This is a genomic window from uncultured Halovibrio sp. (assembly GCF_913056445.1).
GTDB classification, from domain to species: domain Bacteria; phylum Pseudomonadota; class Gammaproteobacteria; order Pseudomonadales; family Oleiphilaceae; genus Halospina; species Halospina utahensis_B.
This window is the reverse complement of sequence record NZ_CAJXMA010000007.1, coordinates 1-15,770: the sequence shown is the minus strand read 5'-3', so window position 1 is coordinate 15,770 and position 15,770 is coordinate 1. Positions and strand designations below refer to the sequence as shown.

The 15,770-nt window shown below is 60.0% G+C and carries 10 protein-coding genes, 1 tRNA gene and 1 pseudogene; 7 read left to right on the top strand and 5 right to left on the bottom strand.

The window, feature by feature from the left end:
* Positions 1–73: 73 nt before the first annotated feature.
* On the bottom strand, positions 74–976 hold the full coding sequence (locus QZ501_RS03055; RefSeq protein WP_295717046.1) for a proline/glycine betaine ABC transporter permease: 903 nt from the start codon (positions 974–976) through the stop codon (positions 74–76).
* Positions 977–986: 10 nt separating this feature from the next.
* Complete coding sequence (locus tag QZ501_RS03050) at positions 987–2,162, bottom strand: betaine/proline/choline family ABC transporter ATP-binding protein (protein ID WP_202405564.1); 1,176 nt, start codon at positions 2,160–2,162, stop codon at positions 987–989.
* 188 nt (positions 2,163–2,350) lie between these two features.
* Here QZ501_RS03050 and QZ501_RS03045 point away from each other — a divergent pair, with 188 nt between their 5' ends.
* Positions 2,351–3,013: a HEPN domain-containing protein gene (locus tag QZ501_RS03045; protein WP_295717045.1), complete on the top strand. Its 663-nt coding sequence runs from the start codon at positions 2,351–2,353 to the stop codon at positions 3,011–3,013.
* Here QZ501_RS03045 and QZ501_RS03040 read toward each other — a convergent pair.
* Positions 3,002–3,535 carry a uracil-DNA glycosylase family protein gene (locus QZ501_RS03040; RefSeq protein WP_295717043.1) on the bottom strand — a complete coding sequence of 178 codons (534 nt, stop codon included), beginning with the start codon at positions 3,533–3,535 and terminating at the stop codon, positions 3,002–3,004. The genes QZ501_RS03045 and QZ501_RS03040 overlap by 12 nt on opposite strands.
* A 229-nt stretch (positions 3,536–3,764) precedes the next feature.
* Between QZ501_RS03040 and QZ501_RS03035 the strand changes: the two genes are divergently transcribed.
* The 3 genes from QZ501_RS03035 to QZ501_RS03025 are packed head-to-tail and all read left to right on the top strand — an operon-like array spanning position 3,765 to position 8,577.
* The gene (locus QZ501_RS03035; RefSeq protein ID WP_295717041.1) at positions 3,765–4,685 is read left to right on the top strand and encodes an ABC transporter ATP-binding protein; all 921 of its coding nucleotides are present in this window, start codon (positions 3,765–3,767) and stop codon (positions 4,683–4,685) included.
* The gene (locus QZ501_RS03030) at positions 4,678–7,584 is read left to right on the top strand and encodes a Gldg family protein (protein ID WP_295717039.1); all 2,907 of its coding nucleotides are present in this window, start codon (positions 4,678–4,680) and stop codon (positions 7,582–7,584) included. The genes QZ501_RS03035 and QZ501_RS03030 overlap by 8 nt, the downstream gene beginning before the upstream one ends.
* Positions 7,585–7,587: 3 nt before the next feature.
* Positions 7,588–8,577 carry a DUF4340 domain-containing protein gene (locus QZ501_RS03025; protein WP_295717037.1) on the top strand — a complete coding sequence of 330 codons (990 nt, stop codon included), beginning with the start codon at positions 7,588–7,590 and terminating at the stop codon, positions 8,575–8,577.
* Positions 8,578–9,147: 570 nt separating this feature from the next.
* On the opposite strand, the gene QZ501_RS03020 is transcribed toward QZ501_RS03025, so the two are convergent.
* Positions 9,148–10,743, bottom strand: a complete 1,596-nt coding sequence (locus tag QZ501_RS03020; protein WP_295717035.1) for a PAS domain-containing methyl-accepting chemotaxis protein — start codon at positions 10,741–10,743, stop codon at positions 9,148–9,150.
* Positions 10,744–10,977: 234 nt separating this feature from the next.
* Positions 10,978–13,641, bottom strand: coding sequence for an EAL domain-containing protein (locus tag QZ501_RS03015; RefSeq protein WP_295717033.1), 2,664 nt, complete (start codon positions 13,639–13,641; stop codon positions 10,978–10,980).
* Between the two features lie 509 nt (positions 13,642–14,150).
* Here QZ501_RS03015 and QZ501_RS15085 point away from each other — a divergent pair.
* The 3 genes and pseudogenes from QZ501_RS15085 to QZ501_RS03005 form a co-directional block, all read left to right on the top strand.
* Positions 14,151–14,513 (top strand): annotated as a pseudogene (locus tag QZ501_RS15085) (hypothetical protein); the annotation flags it as partial.
* Positions 14,514–14,555: 42 nt separating this feature from the next.
* Positions 14,556–15,050, top strand: coding sequence for an AraC family transcriptional regulator (locus tag QZ501_RS03010; RefSeq protein ID WP_295717030.1), 495 nt, complete (start codon positions 14,556–14,558; stop codon positions 15,048–15,050).
* A 579-nt stretch (positions 15,051–15,629) separates the two neighbouring features.
* A tRNA-Gly gene (locus QZ501_RS03005) sits at positions 15,630–15,705 on the top strand.
* Positions 15,706–15,770: the final 65 nt, after the last annotated feature.

Here is a 15,770-nt window from a genome sequence, read left to right as displayed (position 1 = left end):
TTATTTAACTCACATCGCTGTGAGCTGTGTCGTCCCACGGATGCCGGCGGCATCCGCGCTTCACAGATGGTTGTCAGTCATCACTGCTGGCCCGGCTGCCCGGGGCCTTCTCACCCAGACCCTGGGTGATCCGGTCGAGCACCATGGCCAGCAGCACAATTCCAAGCCCGCCAACAAAGGCCTGGCCGATATCAAGCCGGTTCAGCCCCTGGAACACCAGCAGGCCAAGGCCACCGGCACCGATGATGGCCGCGATCACCACCATCGACAGCGCCAGCATGATGGTCTGGTTCAGGCCCGCCATGATGGTGGGCATGGCCAGCGGTACCTGGACCTTCCACAGGATCTGGCGCGGCGTGGAGCCGAAGGCGGTGGCCGCTTCCGTATACTGGCCGGGCACCTGGCGGATGCCCAGGTTGGTCAGCCGGATCGTGGGCGGCATGGCGAAGATGATGGTTGCGATCAGTCCGGGCACGTTGCCGATACTGAACAGCATCACCGCCGGCACCAGGTAAACGAAGGGCGGGGTGGTCTGCATGATGTCCAGTATTGGTCGCACCAGGGTGTAGGTCATGTCCCTGCGCGAGCAGAGAATGCCTATGGGCACCCCTATGACGAGACAGAACAGCACCGAGGTGATCACCAGCGAGAGAGTGGTCATCAGCTCGTCCCAGACGCCCATGAAGCCGATGAAGGCGAAGGCGATCACGGCGAATACGCCCACTTTCCAGGAGGCGGAACGCCAGGCGATGAGGAAAAGGCCGGCCAGGATCACCAGGGGCGGCGCAGAGTTCAGGACCCACTGAACCGCTTCCATAACGGTCTCAACCGGCGGGCTGATCCAGGTCCGGAAGAAGTCCCGGAAGGTGTTCACCAGCCAGTCAACAAACCAGGTGATCCAGTCATCAACTGGCAGGTCAATCAGTTCGAACGGGTTGCCCAGGGAACCGCTGAGCATCGGGATCAGGTCGTTCATGATGGTGGCCTCAGTCGTCCTGTGCGTAACCGTGTTTCTCGAGAATGCCGTGGATCAGCTCCGGTTCGTCGATGATGCCCTTCAGGCGCCCTTCGGCGTCCTGGACGATGACCGGAAGTTCCGAGTAGGCACGCCCGCGCAGCACCCGTTTGAGAATGGTGTCCGTGGTGCAGTGGACGGCGGCGTCCGTGTGGCGTTCGGGGGCGCCGCCGGATTCGGTGATCTTCTCCTCGAGCTCATGGAGCGCTACGTCATTACCTTCGCAGCGCATCTTCGCGAGGTGGCCATTGGTATCCACATGGAACTCGACATCGGTGTAACCGGTACGGTTCCAGATCTGGTTGCCGGCTTCTTCGCCCACTCTGTTGAAGTAGCGGTCGCTGAACGGCAGGGCGACGGTTTCCGCCGTGATGACGCCGGTCGGGTCGGCATGCTCGACAAACTTGGCCACGTACTCGGTTTTCGGGTTGACCAGAATCTCTTCCGGATTACCGACCTGCACGATTTTGCCCGCATCCATGATGGCGATGTGATCGCCGATGCGCATGGCCTCGTCCAGGTCGTGGGTGATGAACAGAATGGTGCGGCCCAGTTCCTGCTGGATGCGAATCAGCTCATCCTGCATCTGGACCTTGATCAGCGGGTCCAGCGCGGAGAAGGGTTCGTCCATCAGCAGGATGTTGGCTTCGGTGGCCACGGCGCGGGCCAGGCCCACGCGCTGCTGCATGCCGCCGGAGAGCTCATCCGGGTAGTGGTTTTCCCAGCCACCCAGTCCGACCATCTCCAGGTACTTCTTTCCCAGTTCCTCGCGCTCGGCCTTGTCGCGGCCCTGAACCTCAAGCCCATAGACCACGTTCGCAAGAACCGTCTTATGCGGGAAAAGCGCGAAATGCTGGAAGACCATGCTCAGATGCTGGGAGCGGACACGCCTCAGTGTCGGGCCGTCCATGGTGGCGATATCCATCTCGCCATGTTCCGGGTCGTTGAGAATGATCTTGCCGAAAGTGGGCTCGATGAGACGGTTGATGCAGCGGATGAGGGTGGATTTGCCACTGCCGGAAAGGCCCATGATGCAGAAGACCTCGCCGGCGCCAACTTCAAAGCTGGCGTTGTTGACCCCGACTACATGCCCGGTCTCGGACTGGATTTCATCTTTGGATTTGCCCTGTTCCAGCAGAGATTTCACGGATTCCGGGTTGGGTCCGAATACTTTGGTGACGCCTTCAGCCCGTATCACTGCAATAATACCTCGTGGTCTGATTAGATAGAGACGTTAAGAAAGCGGCGTGCGGAAGGATTACTGATGCTTAACCGCTCAGTCATGGTGTACGAAATTATACGTATTCGGATCAGAGGTCAAACAGGAGAGCTCCCGTGTCACAGGATTTTGAATCTCTCAAAGCCCGCCACAGAGGCATTCGCGACAACCTTCCGGATGCTCTGGACCTGCGCGTTCACCGTGCCCTGAGCTGGTTGCAGAGGGCGGAAATCTGTGATGACGAGGATGGTCGCTTCATCTTCCTCTGGATTGCCTTCAACGCCGCCTATGCCCAGGAGATGCGGCTGGAGGAGCCAATGCCGGAGCAGAAGGTCCTGCGTGAGTTCCTCGAGCGGCTGGTGGCGCTGGACGTCGAGAAGCGCCTCTCGGGAGTGGTCTGGACGGCCTTCCCCAATGCCATCCGGATGCTGCTGAACAACCAGTATGTGTTCCAGCCCTACTGGGACTGCCAGAACGGGCGCCGGCCCCGCGGGGAGTGGCAGGGGCTGTTCGAGCGCGCCAAGGTGACCGCCTCCCGGGCCCTGGGCTCGGATGACACCGCCCGGGTTCTGGGCCTGGTGTTCTCGCGACTCTATACCCTGCGCAACCAGATGATGCATGGAGGCTCCACCTGGAACAGTTCCGTCAACCGGGAGCAGGTGCGGGACGGGGCCAACATCCTCGAGCAGCTGGTGCCCGTGATCATCGACACCCTGATGGGGCATCCGGAGGTGGACTGGGGCGAGCCGGGCTACCCGGTCGTGGCCTCAGGCGCCTGATTCCGGCCCAAGCAGGGCCTCGATACGCCGGCGCAGCTCCGGCAGCAGTTCCGCCTCAAACCAGGGGTTGTTCCGGATCCAGGCATTGTTGCGCCAGGAGGGGTGGGGCATGGGCAGAACCGCCGGCTCGTTGTCTTCCTCAAGGATGGCCCGCCAGTTGGCCACGGTCGCGGTCAGTGTCTTCTCGCGGTGACGCTTCGGCAGGTGGTAACGCTGTGAGTACTGGCCGATGACCAGGATCAGCGAAAGATTCGGAAGGGCCGCGAACACGGATTCATGCCAGGTTTCCGCGCATTCGCGCCGTGGCGGCAGGTCGCCGCCCTTGCTGTCATAGCCGGGGAAGCAGAAGCCCATGGGAACGATGGCGAACTGTTCCGGGTCGTAGAAGCGCTCCTCGGAGACCGCCAGCCATTCCCTGAGTCGCACACCTGATGGGTCGTAGAACGGCAGGCCCTTCTGGTGGGCCTTGTTCCCCGGTGCCTGGCTGGCGATGCAGACCCGGGCGCCGGTGCCTGCCTGCATCACGGGACTGGGTTCGTGGGGCAGCGGCGGGCCGTGCCGGGGGCAGTCGCGGCACACGCGGCATTGCCTGATCCGTTGGGTAAGCTCTTCTATCGGCAGGCTTTTTTCTCCCATTTCAGTTCTGTAATACCTCTTGAAACGTCTCGCCCGATTCTTTTGAAATCCGGCCGCCGGGAATCGATTCCCCCGGCCAGCAGGTTATCCGATTCCGAAACAGGGAGACCACCGGATGATTGAAGTCGAGCACCTGACGAGACAGTACGGGGCGCTGACGGCGGTCCGGGATGTGGGGTTCCGGATCGAGCGCGGCGAAGTGGTCGGGCTGCTGGGGCCCAATGGGGCCGGTAAGACCACCATCATGAAGATGATGACCGGCGCGCTGGAGCCGACCTCGGGAACCGTAAGGTTGGACGACCTCGTCATGGGTCAGGACACCGCCGCCATCCAGCAGCGCATCGGCTATCTGCCGGAGAACTGCCCGCTCTGGCCCGAGATGACGGTCATCGACTACCTGGCGTACATGGCTGAACTGCGCCGTATACCGCCTGAGCAACGCGACCGGGCGATTGCCAGGGCCATCCGCCGCACGGATCTGGCCGAGAAAGCCGGGGACCGTATCGACACCCTTTCCCGGGGCTATCAGCAGCGCGTTGGCGTGGCCCAGGCGCTGCTCCATGAACCGGAACTGCTGATCCTCGACGAGCCCACCAACGGGCTGGACCCCGCCCAGATCCACCAGATGCGCGACCTGATCCGGGACCTGGCCCAGGACGCCACCGTCATCCTTTCCACCCATGTGCTGCAGGAAGTGCAGGCCGTCTGCGAGCGGGTGCTGATCATGCGCAGCGGCAGCCTGGCCGTGGATGAAAAGCTGGCGGATCTCACCGCGTCCGAGGGCGTGGACATGGTGATTTCCGGCAGTGGTAATCCTGCTGCCGTCCTCGAATCCGTGTCCGGCGTGACGGAGGTCATCGATAGGGGAGTCGATCATCAGGGTCACCGCTATCGGCTCTCCGGAACGGACGAGGCCGTGCCGGCCGCCGTTAACGCCCTGGTGGGCGTCGGCTTCAGTGTGCACGCCGTCGAGCCCCGTCGGCGGGATCTGGAAACCCTGTTCGAGAGCGTGATCCAGGAGGCTTCCCATGCGTGAGACCTTCCAGGTGTGTCGAAAGGAATTCCGCAGCTTCTTCGCCTCGCCGGCGGCCTACCTGCTCCTGGGCGTGTTCCTGGTGGCCGTCCACTTCATCTTCTTCTGGGGCGAGGCCTTCTTTGCCCGCGATACCGCCGACCTCCGTCCCCTGTTCGAGTGGTTCCCTCTGCTGCTGATCTTCCTGGTTGCCGCGCTGACCATGCGCAGCTGGTCCGAGGAACGCCGTTCCGGCACGCTCCAGACCCTGCTGACGGTGCCGGTGAGCCCCGGCAGCCTGATCGCGGGCAAGCTGCTGGCGGGGCTGGCCCTGCTCATTGTGGGCCTTGGCCTGACGCTGCCCCTGCCGATCACGGTCTCCCTGCTCGGCCCGCTGGACTGGGGCCCTGTAATCGGTGGCTATGTGGCGACGCTCTTCCTGGGGCTGGCCTACCTGGCCATTGGCCTGTGCATGAGCAGCCTGACCAGCAACGCCGTGATCGCGCTCATCCTGACCACCGCCACCTGCGGCGTGCTCTACGTCATCGGGGCGCCGGTGATCACCGGCCTGTTCGGGTACGGCATCGGCCACTGGCTGGAACACTTCGGCACCGGCAGCCGCTTTGATGACATCACCCGGGGCGTGCTCGATATCCGGGACCTGTTCTATTACCTCACCATTGCCGGGGTCTTCCTGGCCCTCAACCGGCTGTCTCTGGAGCGGCTGCGCTGGGCCGGCAACCCCCGCAACCGCAACCACCGGCTCTGGGGTGCGGCCACGTTGCTGGTGCTGGCGAACCTCCTGCTGGTGAACGTCTGGCTGGCGCCGGTCAACAACCTGCGGGTGGACCTGACCGAGGGCAACCGCTACACCCTCTCCGCCACCACGCTGGAGAGCGTGCAACGCCTGCAGGAGCCGGTGACCATCCGCGCCTACTTCTCGGACAAGACCCATCCCATGCTGTTACCGCTGGTGCCACGGCTCCGGGACCTGCTGAACGAATACGCGGTGATGACCGACCGGCGGGTGCGCGTCCGCGTGGTGGACCCGACCGAGAACAAGGAAGCCGAGAAGCGCGCGGCCAGCCGTTACGGCGTGGAGCCGGTGCCCTTCCAGACCAGCAGCCGTTACGAGTCCTCGGTGGTCAACGCCTACTTCAACGTGGTGATCGAGTACGGCAACCAGCATGAAACCCTGGGCTTCCGGGACCTGATCCGCGTCGAGCGGAGCACGGGCAGCGGGATCGATGTGGCGTTGAACAACCCGGAATACGAGATCACCCGCGCCATCCGGAAGCTCGCCGGCAAGTACGCGGCCGGGGGCAATCTGCTGGCCCGGCTGGACGGCGACACCAGGCTGACCGCCTATGCCTCGTCCGCGGATCAGTTGCCTGAGCCCCTGGCCAAACTCCGGGGGAATCTGGGTGGCCTGTTCGAGACCCTGGGTCAGGAATCGAACGGTGGGCTGGCCACCGAGGTCGTGACGCCGGACCCGAAGGTTGAGAGCCGCCTCACCGGCGAACTGGGACTGAAACCCCTGGTAGCCGGGCTCAATGACCCCAACCCGTTCTGGTTCCACCTGCTCCTGGAGCGTGGCGACCAGCGGGTTGAAGTGACGCTGCCGGACAAGCTCACCAAGGCCGCCCTGCGGCGTAACATCGAGGCGGCGCTCAAGCGCGTGACCCCGGGTGCCCTGGAGACGGTTACGCTGGTGACCCCGAACGAGCAGGGCCGGCGCCGTCGCCGGAGGGCGGCTGCCATGGGGCCGCGTTTCAGTCGCCTGAATAATGCCCTGTCCGAATCCCGGCAGGTGGAGACCAGCCAGCTCAGTAACGGCCGGGTGCCGCCGCAGACGGACCTGCTGATGGTGATGGCCCCGGAGACCCTGAGCGACAAGCAGCTGTTCGCCGTGGACCAGTTCCTGATGCGGGGCGGCAACGTTGTGATGGCGACTTCGCCCTATCAGGTCACGGTCGGCCGGTCACTGCGGGCCAGCCGGCATGATTCCGGCGTCAGCCAGTGGCTGAAGCACCATGGCCTGACTGTAAGAGAAAGGTTGGTAGCTGATGGGCGCAACGCGACCGTCCCGCTGCCGGTGACCCGGACGGTTTCCGGCCGCCGGTTCCGCGAGATCCAGATGCAGCCCTATCCCTTCGCGCCGGACCTGCGCGGAAACCAGCTCAACCCGGAGTCGCCCATCACGGCCTCGATGAACCAACTCACCATGACCTGGGCCTCGCCCATCAGGGTGGATTCCGAAGCCAACAGCGACCGGGCGGTGACGGAGCTGCTGCACAGTTCCAGCCAGACGTGGCTGCAGCGGAAAGCCCAAGTGCTGCCGGACTTCCAGACCTACCCTGAGACCGGCTTTGCGCAGTCTGACCAGGCAGGCGCGCAGCCCATGGCGGTCAGCATCAAGGGGCGCTTTGACTCCTTCTTTGCCGGCAAGCCCTCACCCCTGTTGGGTAACAGTGGCGATAAGAAGGCCGAGCCACAGTCGCCACAGGGTCGGAATCCGCAGCAACAGGCGAAGCAGGAGAAGAGCAGCGACTCGCCCCGCTACACGCGGGTCATCGAGCAGTCCCCCGAATCCGCCAGCCTGGTCCTGGTGGCCAGTAATGCCTTCGGCTCGGACGCCACGCTCCAGCTGCTGTCGCAGACCGGCGGCTCGCTGTACAGCAAGCCCCTGACGTTCCTGCGCAACACCGTGGCCTGGTCGCTGGAGGACCCGGCCCTGCTCGCGCTGCGCGGCCGCAGCCACGAGGCCCGCACTCTGGTGCCGCTGGACCCGCAGAGCAAGCGCTACTGGGAGTACGGCAACTACGCCCTCAGTGGCCTCGGGCTCTTCGTGATCTGGTTGTGGCGGCGCCTTGTGCGGCGGCGTGACGAGGCGTTCTACCGGACGATCAAGGCGGAGGTGTAAGCCATGGCAAAAGCAATCCGGATTCTCAGCCTGCTCGTGGTGATTCAGGTGGTTGCCGTGGCGGTGGCCTACTGGCCCGCCACCGGAACCACCGGCGCGGACGACGGTGGGCCCTTCCTGGACGTAGCCGCCGAGGCCGTATCGAGCCTTGAACTCAAGGGGCCGGAAGGCAGCAGCGTCCAGCTCACAAAGAAGGGAGAGGAATGGCGCATTCCCGCCCTGAATGACCTGCCCGCCGGCACGGACCAGGTCACCCGGCTGCTGGAGGGCCTGCGCGAGGCCAGTACCGGGCTGCCAGTGGCCACCTCGGGAGGGGCCGCGCAGCGCTTCCGGGTCGCCAAGGACGACTACAAGCGCCGCCTGGTGCTGCCGCTGGCGGACTCCGACAGCAAGCGGGTCCTGTTCTTCGGCGACACTCCCGGCGCCGGCGAGATCTACGCCCGGCGCGAAGGAGAGAACAGCGTCTACCGGGTCGGCGTGGGCACCCACATGATGCCCCTCGAGGCGGACCAGTGGCTGGCCAAGGACCTGCTGAGCCTGGATCAGCAGACGATCCAGTCCCTGGAGGTCAACGATCTCCGGCTTGAGCGGGCGGCATCGGCAGGGGCCAGTGACGGTTCCCGTGAAGATAACGGAGCGGACCGCAAGTGGACGGTCTCCGGTACCAAGGATGCCGGCCAGGCGAACCCGAAAGCGGTGGCCGACCTAGTCAGCCGGATTGCCGCCCTGCGGATCTCGGGTGCAGCCGGTGATCGGAGCATACCGGACGGTGAGCCCGCCCTGACCACCCGCATTGGCACCGGGGAGGGCGCACCCCGGCAGTATCACTTCTACGCCGGTGACAAGGGGGAAGACGCGCTTCTGGTGACGGAGCAATACGATACCGTCTTTACCGTGAATACCCCGGTCTTCGACAGCATCCGGAAGGCAGCCGGCCGGGAAGCGCTGCTCGCCCCGTCGGCCAGCGGCGGTCAGTCCGTCGACGGTGACTGAAGGAAGGGCCACCAATCGGGGACCGGCAGCGCCAGCTGCCGGTCCCCAATGCCAGGGATTAGCGGGGGTGTGGCTTTCCGCTGAGGAAGGCATCTCCGATTTGACCCTGTATAGTTGGGCTTGGCTGGATCCACTGCATGCTGCTTTGTGCCCGAGGATTGAGGCTTGTCACGCAGATAGGGCGGGTAAATTCGCCCTGATGCTGCGTGCGCCAAAGAGTTGTGTCACTGACACCGATGATTTCGATCACTTCCCGTTTGCGCAGCACACGGTCATTTTCGGGGGAGATAGCAGCATGGTTTATGACAGATTCCTCAATCGACGATGGTCTGCTGTCCATACGGGAACCTGTAATTTCCATTTGGATTGAAACGAGCTTTTGGCTCATGTCTGGTGTGACGGGGCATAAGCGCCAGCGAATCGATTCCTGTTCCCTGATCTAAGGCTCGATCACACTGGTTCCATCTTGGAAGAGCCCGCATGACCTAGACTGAGTTGAATAATTTCTGGCAACAGGCTTAGCCTACTGTGCGGCATACGGGATTACGGATTCACTATTCGAAGAGCCTCCTATGATGCGTTGGCGAAACGGCTGACTAGGCGCGTCGTGCGCTCTACTTCCTCTACGAGTTCAGTGATGCGCTGATCAGTCCCTTCAGCCTGCTCGTTCAGTTCGCCGGACAGGTTGTCTATGTTACTGATATTCTTGTTGACCTCCTCCGCAGTCGAACTCTGCTCCTCGGTGGCGCTGGCAATCTGGTTACTGATATCAGTGATGGCTTCGACCGCGGCTTCGATCTTTTCCAGAGCGCTATGGGACTCCTCGGCCTGGGACAGCGTGTCCTGAGCCCGCTCACGGCTCTGGCGCATGGCTTCAACGGCCTGATGCGAACCGTTCTGCAGTGATTCGATAATTGCTTGGATTTCCTTTGTGGACTCGGAGGTACTGCTCGCAAGGTTCCGTACTTCGTCGGCGACCACCGCAAAGCCACGACCCGCTTCCCCGGCCCTCGCGGCCTCGATGGCGGCGTTGAGGGCCAGGAGGTTGGTCTGGTCGGTGATCTGCTGGATCAGATCCAGTGCGGAACCGATTCGCTGTGTTTCACCGGCAAGTTCCTCGATTACCCCTGATGCCTTGCTGACCAAATCCGTCAGCTCGCGGACCGAGTTTGCACTCTGTTTTACCGTGCTTTTCCCTTGGGTTGTCTGCTCGTGGGCCCCTTTTGCGGTATCCGCTCCATTACTGGAATTGCCGGCGACCTCCTGAACCGCTTGGGACATTTCTTCCATCGCCGTGGCCACTTGCTGGGTCTCATCGGTCTGGCGAGATGAACTCTGTCGTGCCTGTGCGATGGATTCGGAGGCCGCTGCGGCTGACTCGCGAATTTGCTTCACGGTATCCAGCAAGCGCTTGGGTACGGCTTTCAGTTCCGTCTTGCGACTGATCATCGCCGTTTCCACCCTTGCGAGCTCATCGCGCCGACCGGTTAGAACCTGTTCCACCAAGGGGTCATCAAGAACATTTCGTGTCAGCGCCTCAATGCTGCGTATTGGCGCGGTTGCCCAGAACAGGCCACCCAGAAGCAGGGCCAGCCCGGCGGGCAAAATCACGGTTGCCAGAGTGACGGACTCCGGCACCAGCAAGCCAGCGCCCATTATTGCCATGGCTGCCAGGGAAATCATGAACACTTTGGCTGTAACACCGGGATACCAGCCCCTAGCGGTCCCGGCCTTTATGGATCCCGAGTCGGACTCGCTCGCCCGGACCTTCGCGTAGAGCGCTGAAGCACGTTCAACCGCCTCCTCGTCAGGGGTCTGGCGGATGGACTGGAACTCTACAACATCACCATTGTCGTTCAGTATTGGTGTTACATAGGCGTGAACCCAGTAGTGGTCCCCGTTCTTGCAGCGATTCTTGACCATTCCCATCCAGGATCGGCCATTGCGGATTGCATCCCAGAATTCAAAGAATGCCTGCCGCGGCATGTCCGGATGCCGGATGATGTTGTGAGGTTGCCCGATAAGCTCCTCGTGGGTAAAACCGCTGATCTCGATGAATTCATCGTTGACGTAGGTGATGCGGCCCTTGGGGTCAGTGGTGGAAAGAATGTTTGCGTTGGGTTTTACGGGCACACGTCTCTGTGTAACGGGCTGGTTCGTTCGCATACGTAGATGTCTCCGTTGCCTGACCTGATGAATAAAGTGGACGCTGTCCCTTCACTTCAGTGTGGTCTCGGAGAACACGTTGGGGAATCCGGCCATTGCACGGTTGCGGTATCCAGGGCCTCTTGTTATCCCTTGATTGCACATGTCTCGGAAGATTCTAAAAATAAAGGTGCTTAAATGGCACGTGAATTTGACGAGAAGGTACCTGCCGGGGGTGGGGCGTATGGGCAGGGCTCATCCATAAGAGCGTATTGTGTTGCGGGGTGATACGCCCAAAGCCTGCCATTGGGTGGATGCATCGATAACATCAGTGATCTGGTCAACTGGCACGGGATGCGCAAAAAGGAAGCCCTGGTAACGGTGACAGCCGATACTGGACAGTGCCTGACATTGATCCCAGGTCTCAACGCCTTCGGCGATCACTTCCAGCTTCATGGTGTTGGCCAGCGCAACAATCATCTTTGCTATCTCGATATCGTTCTCGTCATTGAGAATGTCGCGCACGAAGCTGATGTCGATCTTCAGCTGGTTCAGCGGCAACCGTTTCAGGTAGGCGAGGGACGAGTAGCCGGTTCCGAAGTCATCCAGAGAAAATCTGATACCGTGCTCTCGAAGTAGTTTCATCTTGTTGATGACATCGGCCATATCCTGCACAAGAAGCGATTCAGTGAGCTCCAGCTCAAGCAGGTATGCCGGTGCCCCCGTCTTTTCAATCGCCTTGAGGATCTGCTCAACAAAATCATGCTGATGGAACTGTCGCGCGCTGATGTTAATGGCTACGATCAGATGACAGGTTGACTCATGACGGGACCAGAGGGCCAGTTGTCGGCAAGCGGTTTCAACGACCCAGCTGCCAAGGTCCATTATCAGGCCGGTTTCTTCACATACGGGAATGAAACGGCTGGGCGAGATCCAGCCCTGCTCCGGGTGGTGCCATCGAAGCAGCGCCTCGACACTGGTTACACGGCCTCCCTCCGAAACCTGGGGTTGATAATGCAGTTCGAATTGCTGCTGGAGCAATGCTTGCCTGATATCCCCCTCAAGCTTGAGCTTTTCCTCTACATCCTGCTGCATTGATGTGGAAAATAGCCGGACGGTGTTCTTGCCTTCCTTTTTGGCTTGGTGAAGTGCAATGTCTGCTTGCTTGAGAAGCTCCTCCACGCTTTCATTATGCTCGTGGAGAAGGGTCGCCCCGATACTCACGTTTCCGATGTATTCATGGGCGGCCAGGTTGAAGGGGGCCGCCAGTGTCTGATGAATCTCACCCGCAATCTGCTTGACCTCCACTCGTGCCTGTTCGGGCATCACGTGCAGGCCGGTAATCAGCGCGATGAACTCGTCGCCTCCGATGCGAGCGACCGTACCGGCCCGGGAGAGTATGTCCTCAAGACGATGTGCGACCTGGACCAGATACCTGTCTCCCATTGAGTGTCCGTGGGAATCGTTAAGGACCTTGAAATTATCCAGGTCAAGGAAAAGTAGGGCGCTGACACCCCTTTCGTTCCGGTCAGCGGCAAGTTCCTGCTGTATGTGGTCAATGATCAGGCGTCTGTTGGGTAGTCCCGTCAGAGGGTCGTAATATGCGAGGCTTTCGATTTTTTTCTCGCTTTGCTTGTGCTGGGTAATATCCCGGATGACTCCGATAAAATACTGGCAGTCGTTCATCGTGATCTGGGAAACCCGAAGCTCTATAGGGAAAATGGAGCCGTCCTTCCGTTGCGCCTCCAACTCGCGGGGTATACCCATAACGCGTGCCTCACCGGAACTCAGGTACCGATCAATATAGGCATCGTGTTCTGAGCGATAGGGCTCAGGCATAATGATATTGATCTTGCTGCCGTTCAGGCCGTCCGACCCGTAGCCGAAGGTCTGTTCAGCCGCGCGGTTTGCAGACTGGATAACGCCATGCGCGTCGATTGAGAAAATGGCGTCGTCCACATTATCCAGGATTGCCTCGGTCCAGAGGCCCTGGTCAATTATCGTCTGCTCAGACGTCATCTGGTCGGTGATTTCACTCAGGTATCCGTGCCAGACGATGCTGTCCGCCACCTCTTCTGGTATCGCAATCCCCTCGAACCAATGCAGCTTGCCCCCGTCGGCGTGGATACGGAACGCCTTATGGAATGGAGTTACGTTTGCCGAGGACTCCCCGATGGCAGCCATGACCCGAGCATAATCCGATCCATGGATCCTGTAGAGTAACGGGTGTGCTGAGTTTCTGAGCGTTTCAGCCGGGATTCCAAAAAAACGTTCGAATCTTTCGGATACGAATGGCATCCGGGGCGTGCCGCTGGAATCGACTTCGTATTGGAAAACCAGGCCCGGGAGAGGCTGCATCAGCTTACGGACCCGCGATGCGAATTGAGCCGCCTCCAGCGATGCAAACTCGCGATGCAGAGTCCCACCTATGATTTCAGCAATCAGGGACAGATCCTCCTGGAGCCTGTCGGGCCACTGGTATTGTGTACTGATCCTATCGAAACCGACCAGCCCGTAAAGCTGGTCCCCATGACGCAGCGGCATAATGATCAATGAGCGGACCTGTTGGGATTCGAGGTCCGTTTTCTCAACCTTCGCGTCCTCCGGTAATGCGGCGACGTCATCGATTGCCAGGCAAGCGTGCTTCTCAAGCTGGTTCATCAGCCAAGGGTAGCGGGTGAGGGGAATGTGCCTCTTGTGTGTCTGCACACCGGAAATCCCCCCACGTTGCCATTCGAGGACCTTGTCCAGTGATTCCTGGTTCTGCGAGAGGGTGAACATGTAAGCCGTGTCGGCACCGATGTGCTCCCCGATCTGAGTAAGCGCGTCCAGAATGGCCGTCCGGATTTCGGTGGCTGACACCCGAGCAAGGTTGGCTGACAGTCTGAAAACGACTTCATGGAAACTGTTGTTACGCATGGGATCTTTCAATGAGACCACTCGCTGCCGCCTCCGCGCTGACTGACATCCATCTGTTTTGGCGACGATTACGTTCAGGCATCAGCGTATAAATCCTGGTTTCGGGCGATTCCTCCAGTGTTCAGAGGGAACCTGATACCGGAGGTCATATCTGTCACCTTTTATTCTGGCTAGGGATAGAAAAGTATGGGAACCATTCTTTGCACGATGTGGAGGTTCTGGGCGCCAGCGTATCCGGTTATTGCACGCCACCGTTCGGTTTCACAAAAGAGTTCTAAAATCAGTGCGCTGTGGCTAGAAAATTGGTTGAGAAGCAAATTTTTGATTAATCTCAATAGCCATAATCCTCAATAACCCCACAATCTTTATGGGTATTTCCCTGCTTACAGAACCTGCATGAGGTGTCGTTGTCTAGCTATCAGAGGAAAGGGCAGTCCCTCCACATTGAGGATTTGGTTGAGTTCCCCTTGATCAGTCATGCTCAGTGTATTCACTCGTCCCCTAATGTGATGGAAAGGGCGTTGAACTGTTTTGTCTCCGATCCCCAGGTCGGGACACTTTCTGATGAAAGGGAGAGCCATCGTGGTTTTCTGAGCAGGCTTGATGGAAGCGACGTCGTTGTGGGTTACTTGGCTTTCGGTGAACCCGTGACCGTGCGCCTTTGGAATCAGGACTGTTTCCATTGCGTGCTGCCGTATCGTGGCCGGGCCAGGATGGAGCAGTATCCAAAGGCCCTCCAAGGCGCGAATGGCCCCTTTTTTCTGCTTCCGAAAAGTGATCAGCAATGGCAGCTTTCGGAAGACTGTGAACTGCTTTTTTTGCGGGTTGATGTGGAGACTGAGGCACGTGGCCACCTGACGGAGGCGTTGCGGCACCCCTGGGATCCTAGCGGGCGCACTGAATGTGCCCGTGTAATGATGGAGTCGCTGCCCTACCGCCTTCATCATGGCATGAACCACACGGATAAGCTCAGCCTGCTCAATGAGATCCGTAAGGAGTTCATGCAGCTTTTTGGGTTCTATCCGGAAAAGAGGGGTTGGGTTGAAGGACCTCAGGTCACGGATCCGAGAGTCCTGCGGGCCATGGATTACCTGGTCCAGCTCCCCGCCAGCGGGTACAGTCTTGACGCCGTCTGCGAGGTTGCTCACATGAGCGCGAGGGGGCTCTATTACGCGTTCGAGCGGAACCTTGGCTGTACGCCCTATGCCTATTTCCGCGCCTGCCACTTGGTTCGGGTGAGGCTATCCCTTCTAGAGGACCCCGAACGCCGCTACTCCATTGCCTGGCACGCATCGGCCCATGGATTCCGACACATGAGCCGGTTTGCGTCCCATTACCGCAACCACTTTGGGGAGCTGCCAAGCGAGACCTGCCATCGCCTTGAACAGGAGTTTCATTGCCTATCGTGACCCGCTAAGCGTTTAACCGCCTGACATTGTTGCAATGTCTGGACCATGACAGGCGTTTTCTGATGCAGCGGCAATTAACATTGCTTCTTGCGCAAACATTCGGCTCCCCAGCTCATTGATCGACCCACATAACAGACAGTCGCTAGAACTCTGCGGTATTGATATTCGTGAATTCTAGATAGCGCCGCTTCTCAGCGTGCCCAAGGTGACTTTATACCTCTTTCAGAGTGGCACTTTAGTGCACGTGATGGCATGGGGCGATGAATCGTTTGAATTCCCGGTTTCACGCATCCAATGGGACTGTATGGATTCAGCGGTCTCGTGGGGTCGGAAGGGGAATGCTGTCCTACGCTCAGCGTGACTACAGGATTCTGGCGCCGCTCACGATTGACAGCAGCGGTTCGCGGTGGTTCCCTGTTCATGCTCTACGAATCAACCCCTATATCCCTGTTGTGGGGATAGCGAAGTGACGCTTTGCACAGTGTGGGGACATTTGTGGGGACATAGCTGGAGAAGGACGGATCGGTCATCAGGTGGCCATACAGGAAGTCCCGTAGAAACAGAGATTTAACGATCTTTGCGGGCGTAGCTCAGTTGGTAGAGCATCAGCTTCCCAAGCTGAAAGTCGCGAGTTCGAGCCTCGTCGCCCGCTCCATTTCCCCGTATTCCCTGCCTCGCTATACTGCCGCCATCCTGATGGCTTGAGTGGGTTCGCCAATG

What these genes read in the sequence shown, in the direction of transcription:
- QZ501_RS03055 (WP_295717046.1), bottom strand. Translation starts at nt 976, where the DNA reads ATGAACGACCTGATCCCGATGCTCAGCGGTTCCCTGGGCAACCCGTTC.
- QZ501_RS03040 (WP_295717043.1), bottom strand. Translation starts at nt 3,535, where the DNA reads ATGCAGGCAGGCACCGGCGCCCGGGTCTGCATCGCCAGCCAGGCACCG.
- QZ501_RS03035 (WP_295717041.1), top strand. Translation starts at nt 3,765, where the DNA reads ATGATTGAAGTCGAGCACCTGACGAGACAGTACGGGGCGCTGACGGCG.
- QZ501_RS03030 (WP_295717039.1), top strand. Translation starts at nt 4,678, where the DNA reads ATGCGTGAGACCTTCCAGGTGTGTCGAAAGGAATTCCGCAGCTTCTTC.
- QZ501_RS03025 (WP_295717037.1), top strand. Translation starts at nt 7,588, where the DNA reads ATGGCAAAAGCAATCCGGATTCTCAGCCTGCTCGTGGTGATTCAGGTG.
- QZ501_RS03020 (WP_295717035.1), bottom strand. Translation starts at nt 10,743, where the DNA reads ATGCGAACGAACCAGCCCGTTACACAGAGACGTGTGCCCGTAAAACCC.
- QZ501_RS03015 (WP_295717033.1), bottom strand. Translation starts at nt 13,641, where the DNA reads ATGCGTAACAACAGTTTCCATGAAGTCGTTTTCAGACTGTCAGCCAAC.
- QZ501_RS03010 (WP_295717030.1), top strand. Translation starts at nt 14,556, where the DNA reads ATGATGGAGTCGCTGCCCTACCGCCTTCATCATGGCATGAACCACACG.